This is a genomic window from Pseudomonadota bacterium, from assembly GCA_026388275.1.
Taxonomy (GTDB): domain Bacteria; phylum Desulfobacterota; class Syntrophorhabdia; order Syntrophorhabdales; family Syntrophorhabdaceae; genus JAPLKB01.
On record JAPLKB010000008.1, the window covers coordinates 1 to 16,552 of the forward strand.

Below are 16,552 nucleotides of genomic sequence, written 5' to 3' on the forward strand. Positions count from 1 at the left end.
CTTAACCACTTGTTCTTTCAGGCCTTCGGGGAATGTCTCATCGTGCTTGTAAAAGTAAACACATGCCTCTGTGGTTATAGTAAAACCAGGAGGAACAGGTATCCCGAGATTTACCATCCCTGCAAGTCCTGCGCCTTTTCCCCCTAAAAGGTCTTTTAAGTTATCTCCACCTTCTGATTCCTTTCCACCAAAAAAATAAACATACTTTTCCATAATATCCCCTCACTTAAAATGAATTTTATAACACAGCCAGGCTTGAAACATATCTGCCACCTTCTCATACCAACTTTCATTAATTCAGATGGCTTCGTTTGACCTCTCGTCATCTCATTCACGTTTTTTCCTTGTTCCTTGTTTTATTCTTGAGCCAGAGCCAGCATTAAACCGTTTGATACCCACTACCATTCATTGGGTAACCATAATAACATTACATCGCTTTTATGTAAATAAGGCAATATCCTATTTACTGATTCGAATAACCTGATATTGTGATGCTAAAACCCCGATTCATTCAATACCATTTGTATCGATAGAAGCCACTTGGGAGATGTATGCCTGTAATCCAGATAGTGCATTTTACAGTTTACGCGTGTAGTATCGTTGCCGCCTTTAGCCTTGTTCCCACTAAAAAATACATATTTTCCAAAAACAACCCCTCACTCAAAATGTATTTTTGAAAAATCACCAAACATCAAAAACATATCTTTTATCTTCTTCAACAGTGCCAGTCTGTTGTTTTTTATTGCATCGTCTTTGTCCATCACAAAAACCTTATCAAAATATCCGTCTATTGTTTCCTTGAAATTGACAAGAACGGACAACGCTTCATTGTAGCTTTTCTCGCGCATAAGATCAAAAAACGTCCCTTTTTTCGATTCGTAAAGATCAAATAGCATTTGCTCTTGAGCCTCTTTAAAGAGGGCAGGATCGATTGGGTTGTCTTCGGTTATCAGTTTTGTAATATTAAAGGCCCTTTTAAAACCTACCATGAGTTTTTTAAAATCTTCTATGGATTTCTGCGTTTCAAGAGTAATGAGTCTTGCATACCCGTCATAAATATCTTTTGCCGCATATGGCAATACACTCTCAACAAATTCCTGGTTCCGGCCCTCTTCAATCATGGAAAATTTGAATCGCGTCACAATAAAATCAATAAGTGAAGTACTTGTTTCATGAAGCGATATTCTTCCATTGATAACGTCTCCACATGTATAAGCGGTCTCTATAAGTCCTTCGAGAGGTATATGTATCCTTTTATCGATTAAGATCTTTATAATGCCGAGGGACTGTCTTCTTAAGGCAAAGGGATCAAGATTGCCCGTAGGCATTATGCTCACGGAAAAGAAGGATGTTAATGAATCAATCTTATCGGCAACACTGATAATTGTGCCAAGGAGTGTCTCAGGCAAGTTGCCGTTGCCGCCTGAAGGTAAGTAATGCTCTTCTATGGCACGGGCCACATCGTCTGCTTCACCCTGATAACTTGCGTATATTCTGCCCATAACTCCCTGGAGTTCAGGAAATTCGCCTACCATATGCGTCATGAGATCTGCCTTCATCATCCTCGCTACCCGATCTACCTTTTCTAAATCTCCAAATCCGAGGATTACAGAGAGTGAGTGCGATATATTTATTACCCTGTCTGTTTTCTGTTTTAATGTCCCGATTTTTACATGGAAGACAATTGATGAAAGACGGTCATAAAGACCGTATAAAGGTATTTTCCTGTCCTCTTCAAAAAAGAACCCCGCATCTGCAAGCCGCGCCCGCAAAACCTTTTCATTACCCCTGATAACGTTTTTGTCCTCAACGGGTATTGTATTTGCAAAAAAGATAAAATAGGGCATTAACCTGCTCTGTTCGTCCATAATGGGAATATACCGCTGATGGCTTTTCATCACGTTTATAAGCACTTCTTTCGGAATAGCCAGGAACTTTGCATCAAATTCACCCCGAAGCGGGTACGGATATTCCGTAATATACATGATCTCTTTTATGAGGTCATCGTCTCCTATTGCATGACCATTGGTTTCTTCTTCGATCCTTTTTATTCCCTGAAGAATTGTCCCCATTCTCTCTTCTTCACTTAAAACTATGAAATTTTCCTTCAGTTTTTCCAAATAATCGGCAGGGCGGGCAATCTCAATCCTGCCGGATGACAGGAACCTGTGGCCGTATGTGAAATTTCCGCTTTTTACATCAGCAATGGTAAATACTATCGGTTCTTCATCGAATAATGCGAGTATCCATTGAATGGGCCGTGCAAAATCGAAGTTTTCGTTACCCCAACGCATCTTCTTCTGAAAGGGAATACGAGGGATTATATTGCCGAACAGTCCGGAAAGCACCTCTTTTACCGGCATCCCTTTTTCCACTTTTTCAATTGCGATAAACTCTACATTATCTTTTATCGCTCTCTTTAATTCTTCAACACTGACCCCCTGAGACTTTGCAAAGCCTTGTGCAGCCTTTGTAGGGACACCTGATTCATCAAAGGCCCTTTTCAGGGGCGGGCCATATTTTAAGGTAATACTCTCGTTCTGTTTTTCAGAAACATCCGAGACAAAAGCTGCCATCCTTCTCGGGGTTGCCTGAATCTTTATGTCGCCGAAAGAAATTCGGTAATCGTTGAGGCCATCCTTCAAAAGCGTAAAAAGACCTTCCTTTGCAGGTTCAATAAACCTTGCAGGAATCTCTTCAGTACCAATTTCAAGCAATAGCGTCTTCAATTCAATGACCTTCTTTTATTATTATTCAGCTCACAAGTTACAAGCCTTAATTCCAACCTGAACAATAAAACTATTTTTTTAAAAGCGGAAACCCCATTTCTTCTCTCTTCTTTACATAAAGTTCTGCACACATCTTGGCAAGGTTTCTGACTCTTCCTATATAGTTTGCCCGCTCGGTGACGCTTATGGCGCCCCGTGCGTCGAGCAGGTTGAATATATGTGAGCATTTAAGACAAAAATCGTAGGCAGGAAAAATAAGCCCCCGACCTTTGATAATTCTTTCTCCTTCCCGTTCATAGTTATCAAAAAAACCTTTCAATATATCCGGATCGGATTCTTCGAAGTTAAATATAGAGAACTCTCTTTCCGGATCAAGGAAAACATCACCATAGAGGATGTCCTTATTCCACTTAATGTCAAACACATTATCTATATCCTGGAGATACATGGCTATTCTTTCCGTACCATAAGTGATCTCAACAGTAACAGGGGAAAGGTTGATACCGCCGACCTGCTGAAAATAGGTAAACTGTGTAATCTCCATTCCGTCAAGCCAAACTTCCCATCCAAGTCCCCATGCCCCAAGAGTGGGCGATTCCCAGTCATCTTCGACAAACCGAATATCATGGTTTGATGTATCTATGCCGAAGCTCCTCAGGCTGTCTATATACATGTTCTGAATGTCTTTAGGGGATGGTTTCATGATTACCTGGAACTGGTAATAATGCTGAAGCCTGTTCGGATTCTCGCCGTATCTGCCATCCGTAGGCCTCCGCGAAGGCTGAACATATGCAGTATTCCACGGCTCCGGGCCAAGCGATCTCAGGAAAGTGGCCGGGTGGAATGTGCCGGCACCTACTTCCATATCATACGGCTGTTGGACTATGCATCCCTTGTCAGCCCAGAATTTCTGTAATGCAAATATGAGTTCTTGAAAATACACGTTTAATTCCCGCTTGTTTATAACATAAAATATATATTCATTGCTATTAAATTTAACCTTTGGGTTTGAAAAATGAACATAGGCTATAGCTTTCCGTATAACCTGCAGACAAGTATGTCGCCATTATATAAAAAGAAATAAATGAACTACTCCGGGATATCTTTCGATTGAAAAGATCCCCTCCCCAAATTTGCCCTCTACTTTTTTACGGGGGGGAGTGGGTAGAGGGCGGTGGTTGATACTGGGGAGGGGTATTTTGTTTATATCATGTCACTCCCACTTACCGGAAACAAAATCAGCAGTACAGGAAGAAACTCCGTTTGCACCATTCTTTTGATACCTATGCATCTGCATCAGCAAAGTCAACACTTTTCGGTTCACTTCATTTTAGAATATTTTAAGTTTTGCAGCCCCTTCTCCAAGGCTAAAAGATTTGACCTGTCGTACTGCTTCGATTCCATTCATGGGTTTCAGTCCGTCAAATATCAATGCTAATTATATCAGGTAAATCTTTTTTTGCAACAGAAACTGCCCATTTTCAACTTCCTGCTGCGGTAATAAGAATATGCAGGGACCTATATTTCAGCCGGTCAAGGACTTACAAACAGCATATAATTTTCAACAATTAACATTGTTTCCAACATAACTCCCTGTTTATATTTTTATTACATCATTTCCTCGGGTTGTCTGTCAGGAAAGTTTGAATTTATTGCCAGGAAAGTTTGATAAACTTTAAAGCAAGGTCAGACCGTCCACGGTCTTTTTAACAAGAAATCTAAACCTCATACGTTTCATATATAAAGTAATTTTTTTATCCTATTCATTAAACGGCTTTTTTTCATAACTTGCAATTTCAACAACATCTATTTTTCTTGCAAAGATAAGATAACCGGTATGAGCAACCATCCTGTCAACGGGTCTGACTCTTTCGGCAACAGTTTTGTATCTCCGCAGCATAATTTCCAAAACTTCAATATCCCCAAAACAGTTGCCCAGCTCTTTTAATGCATCTGTTATCTGATTTGCAGTGGGTACAATCATGCCGAGCAACCCGCTGTTTTTTAAAAGCTTGCTTGCCTTGTCAAAGCACATCCATGGTTCTCTGACATCAATAAATACTGCATCAAAACCGCCGTCTTCATATTCCATTACATCACTGCAGTAAAGTTTTGTATTGTCCCATTTGGTAAAATGTTCAATGTTTTTCTTTGCATTTTTATGATGTCTCTCTTCTTTTTCAAATGAGACAACAGAGCCCCCGGGTCCTACAACACAGGAAAATATGAATGTCAAAGCCCCGCTGCCGGTACCAATCTCCAATATTCTTGAGCCATGCATCAACCCCAGTCTGAAGCATATAAAAGATGCATCTTTAGGGAAAACTATCTGGGTCTCTCTTTTTAGACCATACATTACAAAATCTTCCATTGAAGGCTCGTAAATTTCATACTGACCGTATCGTATACCGAAAGGCATACCTGTCAACTCATTAAAATTTATTATGCCTCCTTTTCCATGAAATGATTTATCAATTTGCACTCTTTTCAGGTATCTTTTATCTTTGTATATGATCAAAATTAAATCGTTTTCAGCAATTACTCTCATATCCACCCAATTTCCGGTTATAAGTATTAACTTTATTAAAGGCAACCGTTTTTTTGTTAATCTATAATAAACCGTGTGACTTGTAAATGAATTTACATCAAAAAGCATTTGAAGCAGTTGCATATGTACGCCTTTGGGCAAATTTAACTTTAAAATATCCTGCCCATTTGTTATAAACATTATAGATATAAACATTTTAGATGAAGCAAGGGAGAGGGAGGCAATATGGATAAAGTTGGAATAGTAGGGCTCGGCAACATGGGGGAAGCTATTGCAAAAAATCTTTTAAAAAGCGGCGCTAAAAAAGATTCAATACTTTGTTTTGAGATAAAACCGGAAAGAAGAAGGTTTATAGAGGAGAAATATAAATTAAAATTCACGGGAAGCGCCGAAGAGCTGATAAAAAAAGTCAGATATATAATTTTGTCAATAAAACCACAGGATGCTGACAAACTATTAAATAGCATTACCTCTCTTCTTGATGATAAAAAAATTATCATATCCATCATGGCCGGTATTACCTTATCAAACATATTATCGACCGTAGGTAAACCAATAAAAGCAATCAGGATTATGCCTAATATCTGTGTAAAAGTGGGAGAGGGTGCGATTGGTATTGCGCCAGGGTCTTATGTAAATAAGGAAGAAATTGATGCAGTTAAAGCTCTCATTTTGCCAATGGGCAGGATAATAGAGGTAGGGGAAGAGCTTATGGATGCTGTGACCGCCCTTGGCGGGAGCGGACCTGCTTTTTTCCTGCTTTTTCTTGAATCTATGATTGATGCGGGTGTAAAAATAGGCATTGCGAGGGATAAATCAAAAGCTATATGCAGCCAGGTTGTTAGGGGCACATTAAAGATGCTGGAAGAGGAAGATGTTCATCCTACCTTGATGAAAGAGATGATCACATCTCCTGCCGGCACTACCATTGCCGGACTGGCGATTCTGGAAGAAAGCGCTTTTAAGGGAAATATTATAAAAGCAGTAGAAATATCGGCAAAAAGGGCAAAAGAGCTTTCTCTATGATATTGAATGAATATGCCAGTAAAAGACAGCAGATGGTTGAATCGCAAATAATATCGAGGGGAATAAAGGATATCAGGATCATAGATGCTATGAAAAAGGTTCCGAGACACCTTTTCCTTGATGAAGCGTTGAGGTCTCAGGCATATGAAGATTATCCAGCCCCTATAGGAGAAAAGCAGACAATTTCCCAGCCCTATATTGTAGCCCTGATGACAGAATTGCTTCAATTAAAAGGCAATGAGAAGATTCTTGAAATAGGAACCGGATCAGGCTATCAGACAGCCGTACTTGCCGAACTTGTTGACCAGGTATTTTCAATCGAAAGAATACCGGCATTGGCAAAAAGGGCAAGGAAACTACTTGATGAGTTGAAATACACAAACATAGTAATAACGATAGACGATGGTACACTTGGGTGGAGAGAACACAGCCCTTATGATGGGATTATTGTCACTGCGGCAGCACCTTATCCACCTTCAACACTTCTTGAACAATTAAAAACCGGCTCTAAGCTTGTTATCCCGGTAGGCGAGGAATTTGTACAGGATTTACTAGTTTATACAAAAGATGACAAGGGCGAATACAATAAGGAAAGTTATGGAGGATGCAGATTTGTGAAACTTATAGGTAATCAGGGTTGGAAAAGTTAACAGAAGATAAACCACCGGCGAAACTCCCGGAATACGAAGAATTTCAGGTTGAGAAGCTCTATATGAAAGAGCTGAGGAAGCTTCCGGTCATGTCGGCAGCAGAAGAAATAGCATATGCAGAACAGATGATGAAAGGAGACCCGGAAGCAAGGAAAAGGCTTATAGAGGCCAATCTAAGACTTGTTGTAAAGATAGCGAGAAAATATATAAACCAGGGATTATCAAGCCTTGATTTGATAGAAGAAGGAAACATCGGCCTTATTAGGGCTGTAGAAAAATTTGATTTGTTAAGAAAATGCAGATTTTCAACATATGCAACATGGTGGATAAAACAGTCAATTGAACGGGCAATAGCAAATTTTTCAAGAACCATTCGCCTGCCGATACATATTTCCTCAAGAATTTATAGAATATCAAGGATAGTAAATGATTATACGGACAAGGAGGGAAAAGAACCGCCACCTGAATATATAGCTCGGGAAACAGGGCTTTCCATTGATTTTGTAAAAAATCTGTTCTCCATGATAATAAAAACGTTCTCATTGGAAACCATCATAGATGAAGATGGTAAGCTAACACTCGAAGACGTTTTACCGAATACTTTATATGAAGAACCTTTGTCAGCGCTTGAACATGTAAAAAGAGTCGAAGAGGTTGCTTCATGGGTTGATGGATTAAACATTGATGAAAAAAAAGTAATTGTATTAAGGTACGGCCTTGACGGAGAGGAGCCGCAGACCCTCGAATCAATTGGCAAGATCTTCGGGGTTACAAGAGAAAGAATAAGACAGATAGAACAAAAATCCTTAAATAAACTACGCAAAGCCGCTAAGAGAAAAAATATTGAAAGCGAAAATATCTGACCAGGGCGCTTCCGATAATTCTGTAACCGATATAATAAAAAAAGGTTCAATAATTACCATAATCACATTAATAAGCAGGCCTATCGGTTATGTAAGAGAGTCAATCCAGGCATATCTTTTCGGTGCAACGCTTGCTGTTGACGCATTTGTTGTAGCTTTTAACTTTCCTGAATTAATTCAAACCCTTTTCTTTTCAGGTGCAACAAGCGCTTTCCTTATACCCGTATGCACAAAATATTTAAAAAACGATAAAGAATACTCTGATATATATGCAACATTTATAAATCTCACTATCATTATCACACTTTTTCTATCAACAATATTCTTTATTTTCAGTAACGAAATCGTCCAGTTAATAGCACCGGGATTCAGCCCTGAATCTAAAAGGATTACTAAAACCCTCTTTATAATTATGATACCCGTTATTGCCCTTCACGCAATTCTGTCTGTTATCAAAGCATTTCTCAATGCAAAGGAACATTTTGCAGCCCCTGAGATGTCGGGAATATTATGGAATATCGTTTTTATACTTGCCGCATTGTTTTTAAGTAAAAAATTCGGCATATACAGCCTCGCCATAGGAGTTACCATTGGTTCTATCTTTCAAATTATTGTACAATTTCCATATTTAAAAAAATTCAATATAAGATATAGCATGGTGCTTTCCCTGAACCACCAGTCTGTTAGAGATGCAAGGAGACTTTTTGCGGGTGCACTTATTGCCACATCAATCGTTCCTATTAACAGTTTTGTAGGCAGAATCATCGGTTCTTACCTTCCACACGGAGAAGTGGCTTCCCTCGCTTATGCCTTTAGAGTCTTCATCCTCCCCTTTAGCCTTTTTGCCGTTCCTGTTTATACGGTAATGTTTTCGAAGATTGCAAAACTTTATCATGAAAAAGACTTGAAAGGTATTTACTCTAACATTGACGGTTCCTTCATTCTCTTATGCATAACCCTGATTCCCTCGACAATACTGCTATGTTCCACAGGGGATTCAATTATAAAAATACTTTATGAACGCGGTGCTTTTACTTCAAGGGAAACACTCATGACAAACAGAGCGCTTTTCGGTTACGGAACAGGGATTCTTTTTTATGCACTTTCTCTTTCCCTTGTAAGGGTATTTAATGCCTTGCACGACATGAAAACGCCCGCAGTCATAGGCATTACATCTATTGTTATAAATGCAATGCTCGCTGCACTATTGATGAAAAAATTTAATAATCTCGGTATTTCTCTTGCCACATCCATTGTCTCGCTTTACAATTTTTCAGTGCTATATATATGTTTAAAGAAGAAAATTAAATACAGAATGGCAAAAAGCACTATACGGGAGATAACAAAATCCCTGCTGTCCGGCATTGTACTGCTATTTTCTATTTTTGCGGTGAGATCCATATGGCACGACAGGACATACCTGACATTATCTTTGAGTATTATCCTGACTATCATCATTTATTACGTTTTTTTCAGAGATTACTACCGGATGCTTATTCGCAGAAAAATATAACAGGGCATAGAGATTTGACAACAAGTACATTCTTTTTTATACTACGTTACAAGAAATGCCAGGGCATTGCCGGTTTGAATGAATTGAAGGGTGTATAAATGAAAAAGATTGCCATATTCATTATTGTTTTTGTATCAATTTTCACTTTGATAAGCTCCTTGCTTAATGCTGGAGAAAGCAAAGACAGTAAACTTTCGCCTGTCATAAGTTTCGGGACATTGCCCGTGCTGCAGGCACTGCCGATTTTTGTTGCAGCAGAAAAGGACTTTTTTAAAGAGCAAGGGTTGAACGTAAACCTTGTCAGATTCAATTCAGCCATGGAAAAAGATGTGGCACTTTCTGCAGGACAGATCTCCGGGTATTTTGGCGATATAATGACCCCTATGGTATTGAATGCCAACAAGACGCCTGCAAAAATGATCGCCACAATATTTAACACATCAAAAACGCAGCGTATGTTTGCAATTATTGCCTCTCCAAAGCACTCGAATAAATCAATTTCCGAGATCGCACGAGAGGGGATTGCAGTGAGTTCCAACACCATTTTGGATTACCTTATGACAAAGCTCTTAAAATCAAAATCTAATCAGACAGACAACGTAAAACAGATAGAAATAAAAAGCATACCAATCCGACTGCAAATGCTGCTCTCAGGCCAGATACCGGCGGCAATGCTTCCTGAGCCTCTTGTGACCCTTGCCGAGCAAAAAGGCTGCAAGGTTTTGATTGATGATGCAGGGGCCGATGCATCTGCTACTGTGCTTGTATTTAACGAAAATTTCCTCGCAGATCATCCTGATGTTGTAAAGAAGTTTCTGGCAGCAGTCGAAAAAGCCTCACAATATACAAACAAGCATCGCGATGAAGTCCGCTCGATCATGAACCGTGAATGCAGGGTTCCGGATTCTCTTCAAAAAACATTTCCCATCCCTGAATTCCGAAAACTTACTATGCCCGATTATAATCAAGTCATGGATGTATATCAGTGGTTGAGAGGAAAAAAGATTATAAAAACTGAGATGACATTCAAACAAATGGTGGGTGATGGCTATCTCCCATGACCTATTAAGACTCGATAATATAAAAAAAACATTTATTAATGCTGATGAGTCAAAAACTGTATTACAGGGCATCAACCTTAGCCTTTCAAAGAGCGACTCTTTTTCTGTTGTAGGTCCTTCCGGATGCGGTAAAACAACACTTTTGCTGATTACAGCAGGACTTCTCCCTCCAACCGAAGGCAGCGTATGGATGGACGGCAGTCCGGTAAATTCACCTAACAGAAAGATAGCCCTCGTATTGCAACATTACGGACTATTGCCCTGGAAAACTGTAGCAGCCAACATCATGCTGGGAGCTCACCTGCAAAAGATAAAAATTATTGATGAAGAGCTGGTTGCCGTAAAACAAGAGTTAGGAATCGAAGATATCGACCATCTCTACCCTGGTCAGTTAAGCGGAGGGCAGCGACAGCGTGTTGCCCTTGCAAGGGCAATTCTCCTTCGGCCGTCACTCTTACTTCTTGATGAGCCCTTTGCCGCAATTGATACGATTACCCGTGAACGGCTGCAAAACAGGCTTCTTACAATATTTACCGAGAGAAAGTTCAGTTTTGTCATAGTAACTCACAATATTGAGGAGGCAGTATTCCTCGGGCGTAAAATTATGGTACTCGATAATCAGGGTACCGGCATAAGGACCGTAATCGAGAATCCGGAAATGGGAAGCCTTGAATACCGGAACAAACCCGCATTTTTTGAACTATGTCTTGAATTACGTACAATACTTGAGAAAATTGCATGAAAAAACAACAGGTAATTACATATGGTATAACGATAATACTTGTTTATGCAGTCTGGTATATCCTTTCTTTAATCTTCGGTAGCGCAATACTTCCTGACCCGATATCAGTATTCATTCAAGGTTTTCGTGAAATTGGGGAACGCAGCTTCTGGGAGCATGTGCTAGCAAGTGCTTTTCGCATTATTACAGGACTTTGTATTGCCTTTTTCACTGCAACCCCTCTGGGACTTCTTCTCGGAAGTAACGATAAGCTCGACCGATTGTTTTCGCCGTTGATATATCTTGGATATCCGGTGCCTAAGATCGTCCTTATGCCCATTATCTTCGTCATATTCGGACTGGGAGATACAGCTAAAATAGTTCTCATTACCATGATTATCTTTTTTCAGCTTCTCATAACAACCCGTGATGCTGCCCGTTCAATAGATAAGGAGGTAATTTACTCACTACGGTCGCTTGGCGGCCGGCAATGGGATTTTTATCGTCATGTAGTATGGCCGATCAGTCTCCCCGGCATATTCACTTCGTTGCGCATAGTCACGGGCACATCGATTGCCGTGCTCTTTTTTGTCGAGTCTATAGGGACAAATATGGGGCTTGGATATTACATAATAGACGCCTGGGGGAGGGCGGATTATACAATGATGTTTGTCGGCATCATTGCACTCTCCTGTATCGGTATTGTAATCTATGAGATATTCGATCTTCTTGAAAGAAAGGTGTGCAGATGGAAAAACGTCTGAATAAACAATATCCCTTAGTATCCAAAGTTACAGGGGCTGAACATACCGGTATGGTTAAGGAGATCTTTTCCACCATAACAAAGCGATATGATTTTTTAAACCATTTTCTCAGCATGAGGCGTGATGTTGCCTGGCGGCGCTTTACGGTAAATAAAATGCGATATCTTCGCACTTACCGTTTTCTGGATGTAGCCTGTGGCACTGCCGACCTTGCCATTATGGCTGTAAAGAAATTTCATGATATACATGCAACAGGTGTAGATTTTGTCCAGGCCATGCTCGATGTAGGCCAGAAAAAAGTTCTTCAAAAAAGTCTCGGACAGAATATCGATCTGGCCAATGCAGATGCCCTCAGCCTTCCCTTTAAAGACAACACCTTTGATGTTGCAGCCATTGCCTTTGGCATTCGGAATATTCCCGATAGAACAGCGGCTCTGGTAGAGATGATGCGTGTAATAATACCAGGCGGACAGGTAATGGTTCTCGAAATGACTTATATCCATAACCGTTTGTTTAAAAGGCTATATCATTTATACTTAAATCGTATATTACCGGGCATAGCAGGTTTGTTGTCTTTTAATCCGGCTGCATACCTGTATCTTGCTGACTCGATTATGAATTTTCCTTCTCCGGAAATGTTTGCAAATTTAATGAGAGAAGCAGGACTGACACAGGTTAAAAAATATAAACTTACATTCGGCATCACCTATCTTTATACAGGAATCAAACCTGGGAATGGCATAACATGAGCAGCGAAAAACTGAAAGCCTGGATTCAGGCAAGTCGTCCGCCTTTTTTCATTGCCACCCTTGCTCCGCTTTTTATCGGATGGATATCTGCAAAGGCTTACGGCCTGCATCTGGGCAGGTTTCTACTGGTTATCTTAGGATCGTTTATTGTCCATCTCGTTACCAATCTTGCGAATGACTATTTCGATTATATCGAGGGCACTGATTCAGGTGAATCAATCGGCGGCTCACGTGTTATACAGGAAGGTAAGATTTCGCCTGACTTATTATTGAAGGCGATTATCTTTTTATACTGTATAGCTTTCCTGATCGCCTTTATTATCATGTTCAGTTTTGATCTTTTTGTGATCTTTCCTTTGATTGTCTTTTCCGCTTTCAGCAGTTTCTTTTATGTAGCACCCCCGATCCGTTATGGATACTACGGGTTAGGTGAATTTTTTGTCGGGATAAACATGGGACCTGTTATTGTAGTAGGGACTTATTGGGTTATTGCGAACCGCTTTGACTGGGTGCCATTTTATCTGTCCTTGCCTGTCGGGCTGATGGTTGCCTCGATCCTTTATTATCAGAGTCTCCCGGATATGAAAACCGACCTTGATGCAGGCAAATATACTCTTGCCGTGAGACTTGGCAAAAAAGGTGCATTTATCGGCCTTATTGTTTTCTGGATTTTGATTTATCTGGCCATCATAATCTTAATGCTTACAAAGATGCTCTCATGGTATGCCCTGATATTCCTTATAAGCATCCCTGTGTTCGTAAAAATGATCCAGACAGTAAAGAATACGGAAGATTGGGTACTCCTTGACCAATATGGCAGATATGTGAGGATACTCTATGGCCTCAACAGTATTGCCATAATTTCCGGCTTGTTTAAATAGCTTCCGTCCGGAAAAGGTTCTTTTCCGCCCTGTAAGCATCAATCTGTAGTCCTGCTTGTGCGGCATATATGTTGTATATCTCTGGACAATCCCTTAATTTTCCATTAAGATTGACAACGGTTTAATCTCCTTGCCGGAACAAAAACATCTTCTTTCCAGCTCTGCTGCAGACCATGTATAACAGTACACAGATGTTTTTCACAGCCTTCGGCAGAATGCCTATTATGAACATTTTCTATTGAAATATTTGAAATCATGTGATATTTAATACGTGCATTCAAATTAGCACGCCTTTCAATTGGAAATAGGGTGCAGTAAATCTGTCTATTGCCAAAATGCGAAAGGCGGAAGTATAAACCAGGAGGATAAATGTCAAATTTAACAATCAAACAGTTACTGGAAGCAGGCGTCCATTTCGGACATCAGACAAAAAGGTGGAATCCTAAAATGAAACCTTACATTTTCGGTGCGAGAAATGGCATTTACATTATTGATCTTCAGCGGACATTAAAAATGTTTAAGGAAGCATACAATTTTGTCAGGGAAGTAGCTTCCCGGAATGAATACATTCTTTTCGTTGGCACTAAAAAGCAGGCCCAGGAGGGAATCAAGGAAGAAGCAAAAAGATGCGGCACGTATTATGTCAATTCCAGATGGCTTGGCGGAACAATGACAAACTTTCAGACTATGGAAAAAAGCCTCGAAAGACTAAGAAAATATGAAGAAATAAAAGGGAGTGACATTATAAAAGCCCTTTCTAAAAAAGAAGCGATAGGCATCGACAGAGAAATTGCGAAACTTGAAAAAAATATCGGCGGTATAAAAGGCATGGATCGGCTGCCCGGCGCTGTTTATGTAGTAGACCCTAAGAAAGAATATATTGCTGTAAAAGAAGCAAGAAAACTTGGCATTCCAACAATTGGCATCGTTGATACAAACTGTGATCCTGACGACATTGATTATATCATACCCGGAAATGATGATGCAATCAGGGCTATAAAACTCATCACTATGAAAATTGCAGATGCAGTTCTCGAAGGGAAGGCATTGTATGTAGAGGAATTCCAGGGTAAAGATGAGAACGGAGAAGAGCCTAAACCTTTCATAGACGAAAGTATACTAGAAGAAAAATATGATGATGATCTTGAGGAAATTTAGTAAGGAGGAATCTGATGGAAATAACAGCAGAACACGTTAAAAAATTGAGAGAGAAAACAGGCGTAGGCCTGATGGATTGCAAAGAGGCGTTAAAGCACTCAGACTGCGATATGGAAAAGGCTATTGATTATTTAAGGGAAAAAGGTCTTGCAAAACTTCAGAAACGTTCAGGCAGGGCTGCATCAGAAGGCGTTATAGCCTCTTATATACATGCCGGTTCAAAAGTAGGCGTTATGGTAGAGGTGAACTCTGAAACAGATTTTGTTGCAAAAACAGATGAGTTTCAAGATTTTGCAAGAGATGTTGCAATGCAGATTACGGCTGCAACTCCTATTTATATAAATAGGGAGGATGTTCCCGAGGAAGTAAAGGAAAAGGAAAAGGCATTATACCGCAGGCAAGCCCTTGACTCAGGCAAACCGGAGAAGATTGTTGATAAAATTGCGGAAGGAAAGATGGAAAAATATTATCAGGAGGTATGCCTCCTTGATCAGTCCTTTATTAAAAACCCTGATATAACGGTAAAAGGACTTCTTGAAGGACTTGTTATAAAGCTGGGAGAGAATATTGTTATCAGGAGGTTTGTGAGATTTCAACTTGGTGAGACAGTCGAAGGATAACATGTCCTATAGCAGAATTCTTCTAAAATTAAGCGGTGAGATCCTTGCAGGGGGTGAAGGTTTTGGCATTGACCCCGATACGGTCAGAGAGATATGTCTACAGATCAGAGATATTTCAGATCTCGGCATTGAAATTGCCGTTGTAATAGGTGGAGGAAATATATATAGGGGTGGCAAGGCAGAAAAACAGGGTGTTGACAGAGTGACAGGCGATTACATGGGCATGATTGCAACTCTAATGAATGCTCTTGCGATCGAGGAAGCGCTTACGAAATTGCATATTTCCACAAGGGTCCAGAGTGCACTGGAAATAAGGGGTATTGTAGAACCATACTCACAAAAAAAGGCTTTAGAGCATCTCGAAAAAGACAGAGTTGTTATTTTTGCCTGTGGCACAGGAAACCCTTTTTTTACTACAGATACTGCTGCTGCATTAAGGGCTCTGGAGGTTGGAGCCCAGGTGATTTTTAAGGCCACAAGAGTGGACGGTGTATACGATAAAGACCCTGAAATATACAAGGATGCCTTGTTTTTTAAGGAAATTTCTTATTCTGATGTGTTGAACAAAGGTTTAAAAGTAATGGATGCAACAGCTATAACCATTTGCAGTGAAAATAACCTGCCTATTATTGTGTTCAACATAAAGAAAAAGGATAATATGAAGAAGGTGATTCTGGGAGAAAATATCGGAACAATTGTCAAGGGGGTACTATGAAAAGCGAGATTATAAACGAGCTTGAAGATAAACTGGACAAATCACTCGCCACGTTCAAAAAAGACCTGTCTAAACTCAGAACAGGTGTAGCATCTGTCTCTCTTCTCGAAGATATTCGGGTTAGCTACTATAACCAGCCCACACCCTTAAACCAGGTTGCAGCAATAGGAGCGCCGGACAGCAGAACCATTACAATACAGCCCTGGGAAATATCTATCATAGGTGAAATAGAAAAGGCAATCCAGAAATCGGATATCGGGGTCAATCCTATGTCCGACGGTAAGATGATACGCCTTTCATTTCCTAAACTGACGGAAGAGCGCAGACGCGAGGTGGTAAAACTTGGCGGGAAGATGCTCGAAAGCACAAAGGTTGCCATAAGAAATGTCAGAAGGGATATGAATGAAAAACTGAAGAAGATGGAAAAAGACAAACTCCTGTCTCAGGACGATCTCCACAAAAATCAGGAGGATATCCAAAAAATTACAGATAAATATATACAGATGGCAGAAAAGATTTACGTTGATAAAGAAAAAGAAATCCTGGAAGTCTGA

General features: G+C 40.0%; 17 protein-coding genes. 13 read left to right on the plus strand and 4 right to left on the minus strand.

All coding sequences use genetic code 11. The features are described 5' to 3' along the window. The 4 genes from NT010_01130 to NT010_01145 all read right to left on the minus strand — a co-directional run. Positions 1-216, minus strand: a 216-nt coding sequence (locus NT010_01130; GenBank protein ID MCX5804657.1) for a hypothetical protein, incomplete at its 3' end; no start/stop codon positions are given. 440 nt (positions 217-656) lie between these two features. Then, a complete protein-coding gene (gene glyS / locus NT010_01135; GenBank protein MCX5804658.1) occupies positions 657-2,729 on the minus strand; it encodes a glycine--tRNA ligase subunit beta in 2,073 nt (690 codons plus the stop codon). Positions 2,730-2,799: 70 nt separating this feature from the next. Beyond that, positions 2,800-3,672: a glycine--tRNA ligase subunit alpha gene (locus tag NT010_01140; protein MCX5804659.1), complete on the minus strand. Its 873-nt coding sequence runs from the start codon at positions 3,670-3,672 to the stop codon at positions 2,800-2,802. Positions 3,673-4,488: 816 nt separating this feature from the next. Beyond that, on the minus strand, positions 4,489-5,277 hold the full coding sequence (locus tag NT010_01145) for a methyltransferase domain-containing protein (GenBank protein MCX5804660.1): 789 nt from the start codon (positions 5,275-5,277) through the stop codon (positions 4,489-4,491). A gap of 225 nt (positions 5,278-5,502) precedes the next feature. Between NT010_01145 and proC the strand changes: the two genes are divergently transcribed. The 13 genes from proC to frr all read left to right on the plus strand — a co-directional run bounded on the left by proC (position 5,503) and on the right by frr (position 16,552). Further along, entirely contained in the window at positions 5,503-6,303 is an 801-nt protein-coding gene (proC, locus tag NT010_01150; GenBank protein ID MCX5804661.1) for a pyrroline-5-carboxylate reductase, read from the plus strand. Continuing rightward, positions 6,300-6,953 (plus strand): protein-L-isoaspartate(D-aspartate) O-methyltransferase, encoded by a 654-nt coding sequence (locus NT010_01155; GenBank protein MCX5804662.1) that lies wholly within the window; start codon positions 6,300-6,302, stop codon positions 6,951-6,953. Before proC ends, NT010_01155 begins: the two co-directional genes overlap by 4 nt. Beyond that, positions 6,941-7,816, plus strand: coding sequence for a sigma-70 family RNA polymerase sigma factor (locus NT010_01160; GenBank protein MCX5804663.1), 876 nt, complete (start codon positions 6,941-6,943; stop codon positions 7,814-7,816). The genes NT010_01155 and NT010_01160 overlap by 13 nt, the downstream gene beginning before the upstream one ends. Next, positions 7,797-9,329, plus strand: a complete 1,533-nt coding sequence (gene murJ / locus NT010_01165; GenBank protein ID MCX5804664.1) for a murein biosynthesis integral membrane protein MurJ — start codon at positions 7,797-7,799, stop codon at positions 9,327-9,329. Before NT010_01160 ends, murJ begins: the two co-directional genes overlap by 20 nt. A 98-nt stretch (positions 9,330-9,427) precedes the next feature. Continuing rightward, the gene (locus NT010_01170; GenBank protein MCX5804665.1) at positions 9,428-10,390 is read left to right on the plus strand and encodes a MetQ/NlpA family ABC transporter substrate-binding protein; all 963 of its coding nucleotides are present in this window, start codon (positions 9,428-9,430) and stop codon (positions 10,388-10,390) included. Further along, positions 10,374-11,132, plus strand: coding sequence for an ATP-binding cassette domain-containing protein (locus tag NT010_01175; protein ID MCX5804666.1), 759 nt, complete (start codon positions 10,374-10,376; stop codon positions 11,130-11,132). Before NT010_01170 ends, NT010_01175 begins: the two co-directional genes overlap by 17 nt. Beyond that, complete coding sequence (locus NT010_01180) at positions 11,129-11,875, plus strand: ABC transporter permease (protein ID MCX5804667.1); 747 nt, start codon at positions 11,129-11,131, stop codon at positions 11,873-11,875. Before NT010_01175 ends, NT010_01180 begins: the two co-directional genes overlap by 4 nt. Next, positions 11,860-12,624, plus strand: coding sequence for a bifunctional demethylmenaquinone methyltransferase/2-methoxy-6-polyprenyl-1,4-benzoquinol methylase UbiE (ubiE, locus tag NT010_01185; GenBank protein ID MCX5804668.1), 765 nt, complete (start codon positions 11,860-11,862; stop codon positions 12,622-12,624). The genes NT010_01180 and ubiE overlap by 16 nt, the downstream gene beginning before the upstream one ends. Then, a complete protein-coding gene (menA, locus tag NT010_01190) occupies positions 12,621-13,505 on the plus strand; it encodes a 1,4-dihydroxy-2-naphthoate octaprenyltransferase (protein MCX5804669.1) in 885 nt (294 codons plus the stop codon). Before ubiE ends, menA begins: the two co-directional genes overlap by 4 nt. Before the next feature lie 369 nt (positions 13,506-13,874). Next, positions 13,875-14,663 (plus strand): 30S ribosomal protein S2, encoded by a 789-nt coding sequence (rpsB, locus tag NT010_01195; GenBank protein ID MCX5804670.1) that lies wholly within the window; start codon positions 13,875-13,877, stop codon positions 14,661-14,663. Between the two features lie 14 nt (positions 14,664-14,677). Continuing rightward, complete coding sequence (tsf, locus tag NT010_01200; GenBank protein MCX5804671.1) at positions 14,678-15,283, plus strand: translation elongation factor Ts; 606 nt, start codon at positions 14,678-14,680, stop codon at positions 15,281-15,283. Position 15,284: 1 nt separating this feature from the next. Further along, positions 15,285-15,998, plus strand: a complete 714-nt coding sequence (pyrH, locus tag NT010_01205) for a UMP kinase (GenBank protein MCX5804672.1) — start codon at positions 15,285-15,287, stop codon at positions 15,996-15,998. Next, positions 15,995-16,552: a ribosome recycling factor gene (gene frr, locus NT010_01210; protein MCX5804673.1), complete on the plus strand. Its 558-nt coding sequence runs from the start codon at positions 15,995-15,997 to the stop codon at positions 16,550-16,552. The genes pyrH and frr overlap by 4 nt, the downstream gene beginning before the upstream one ends.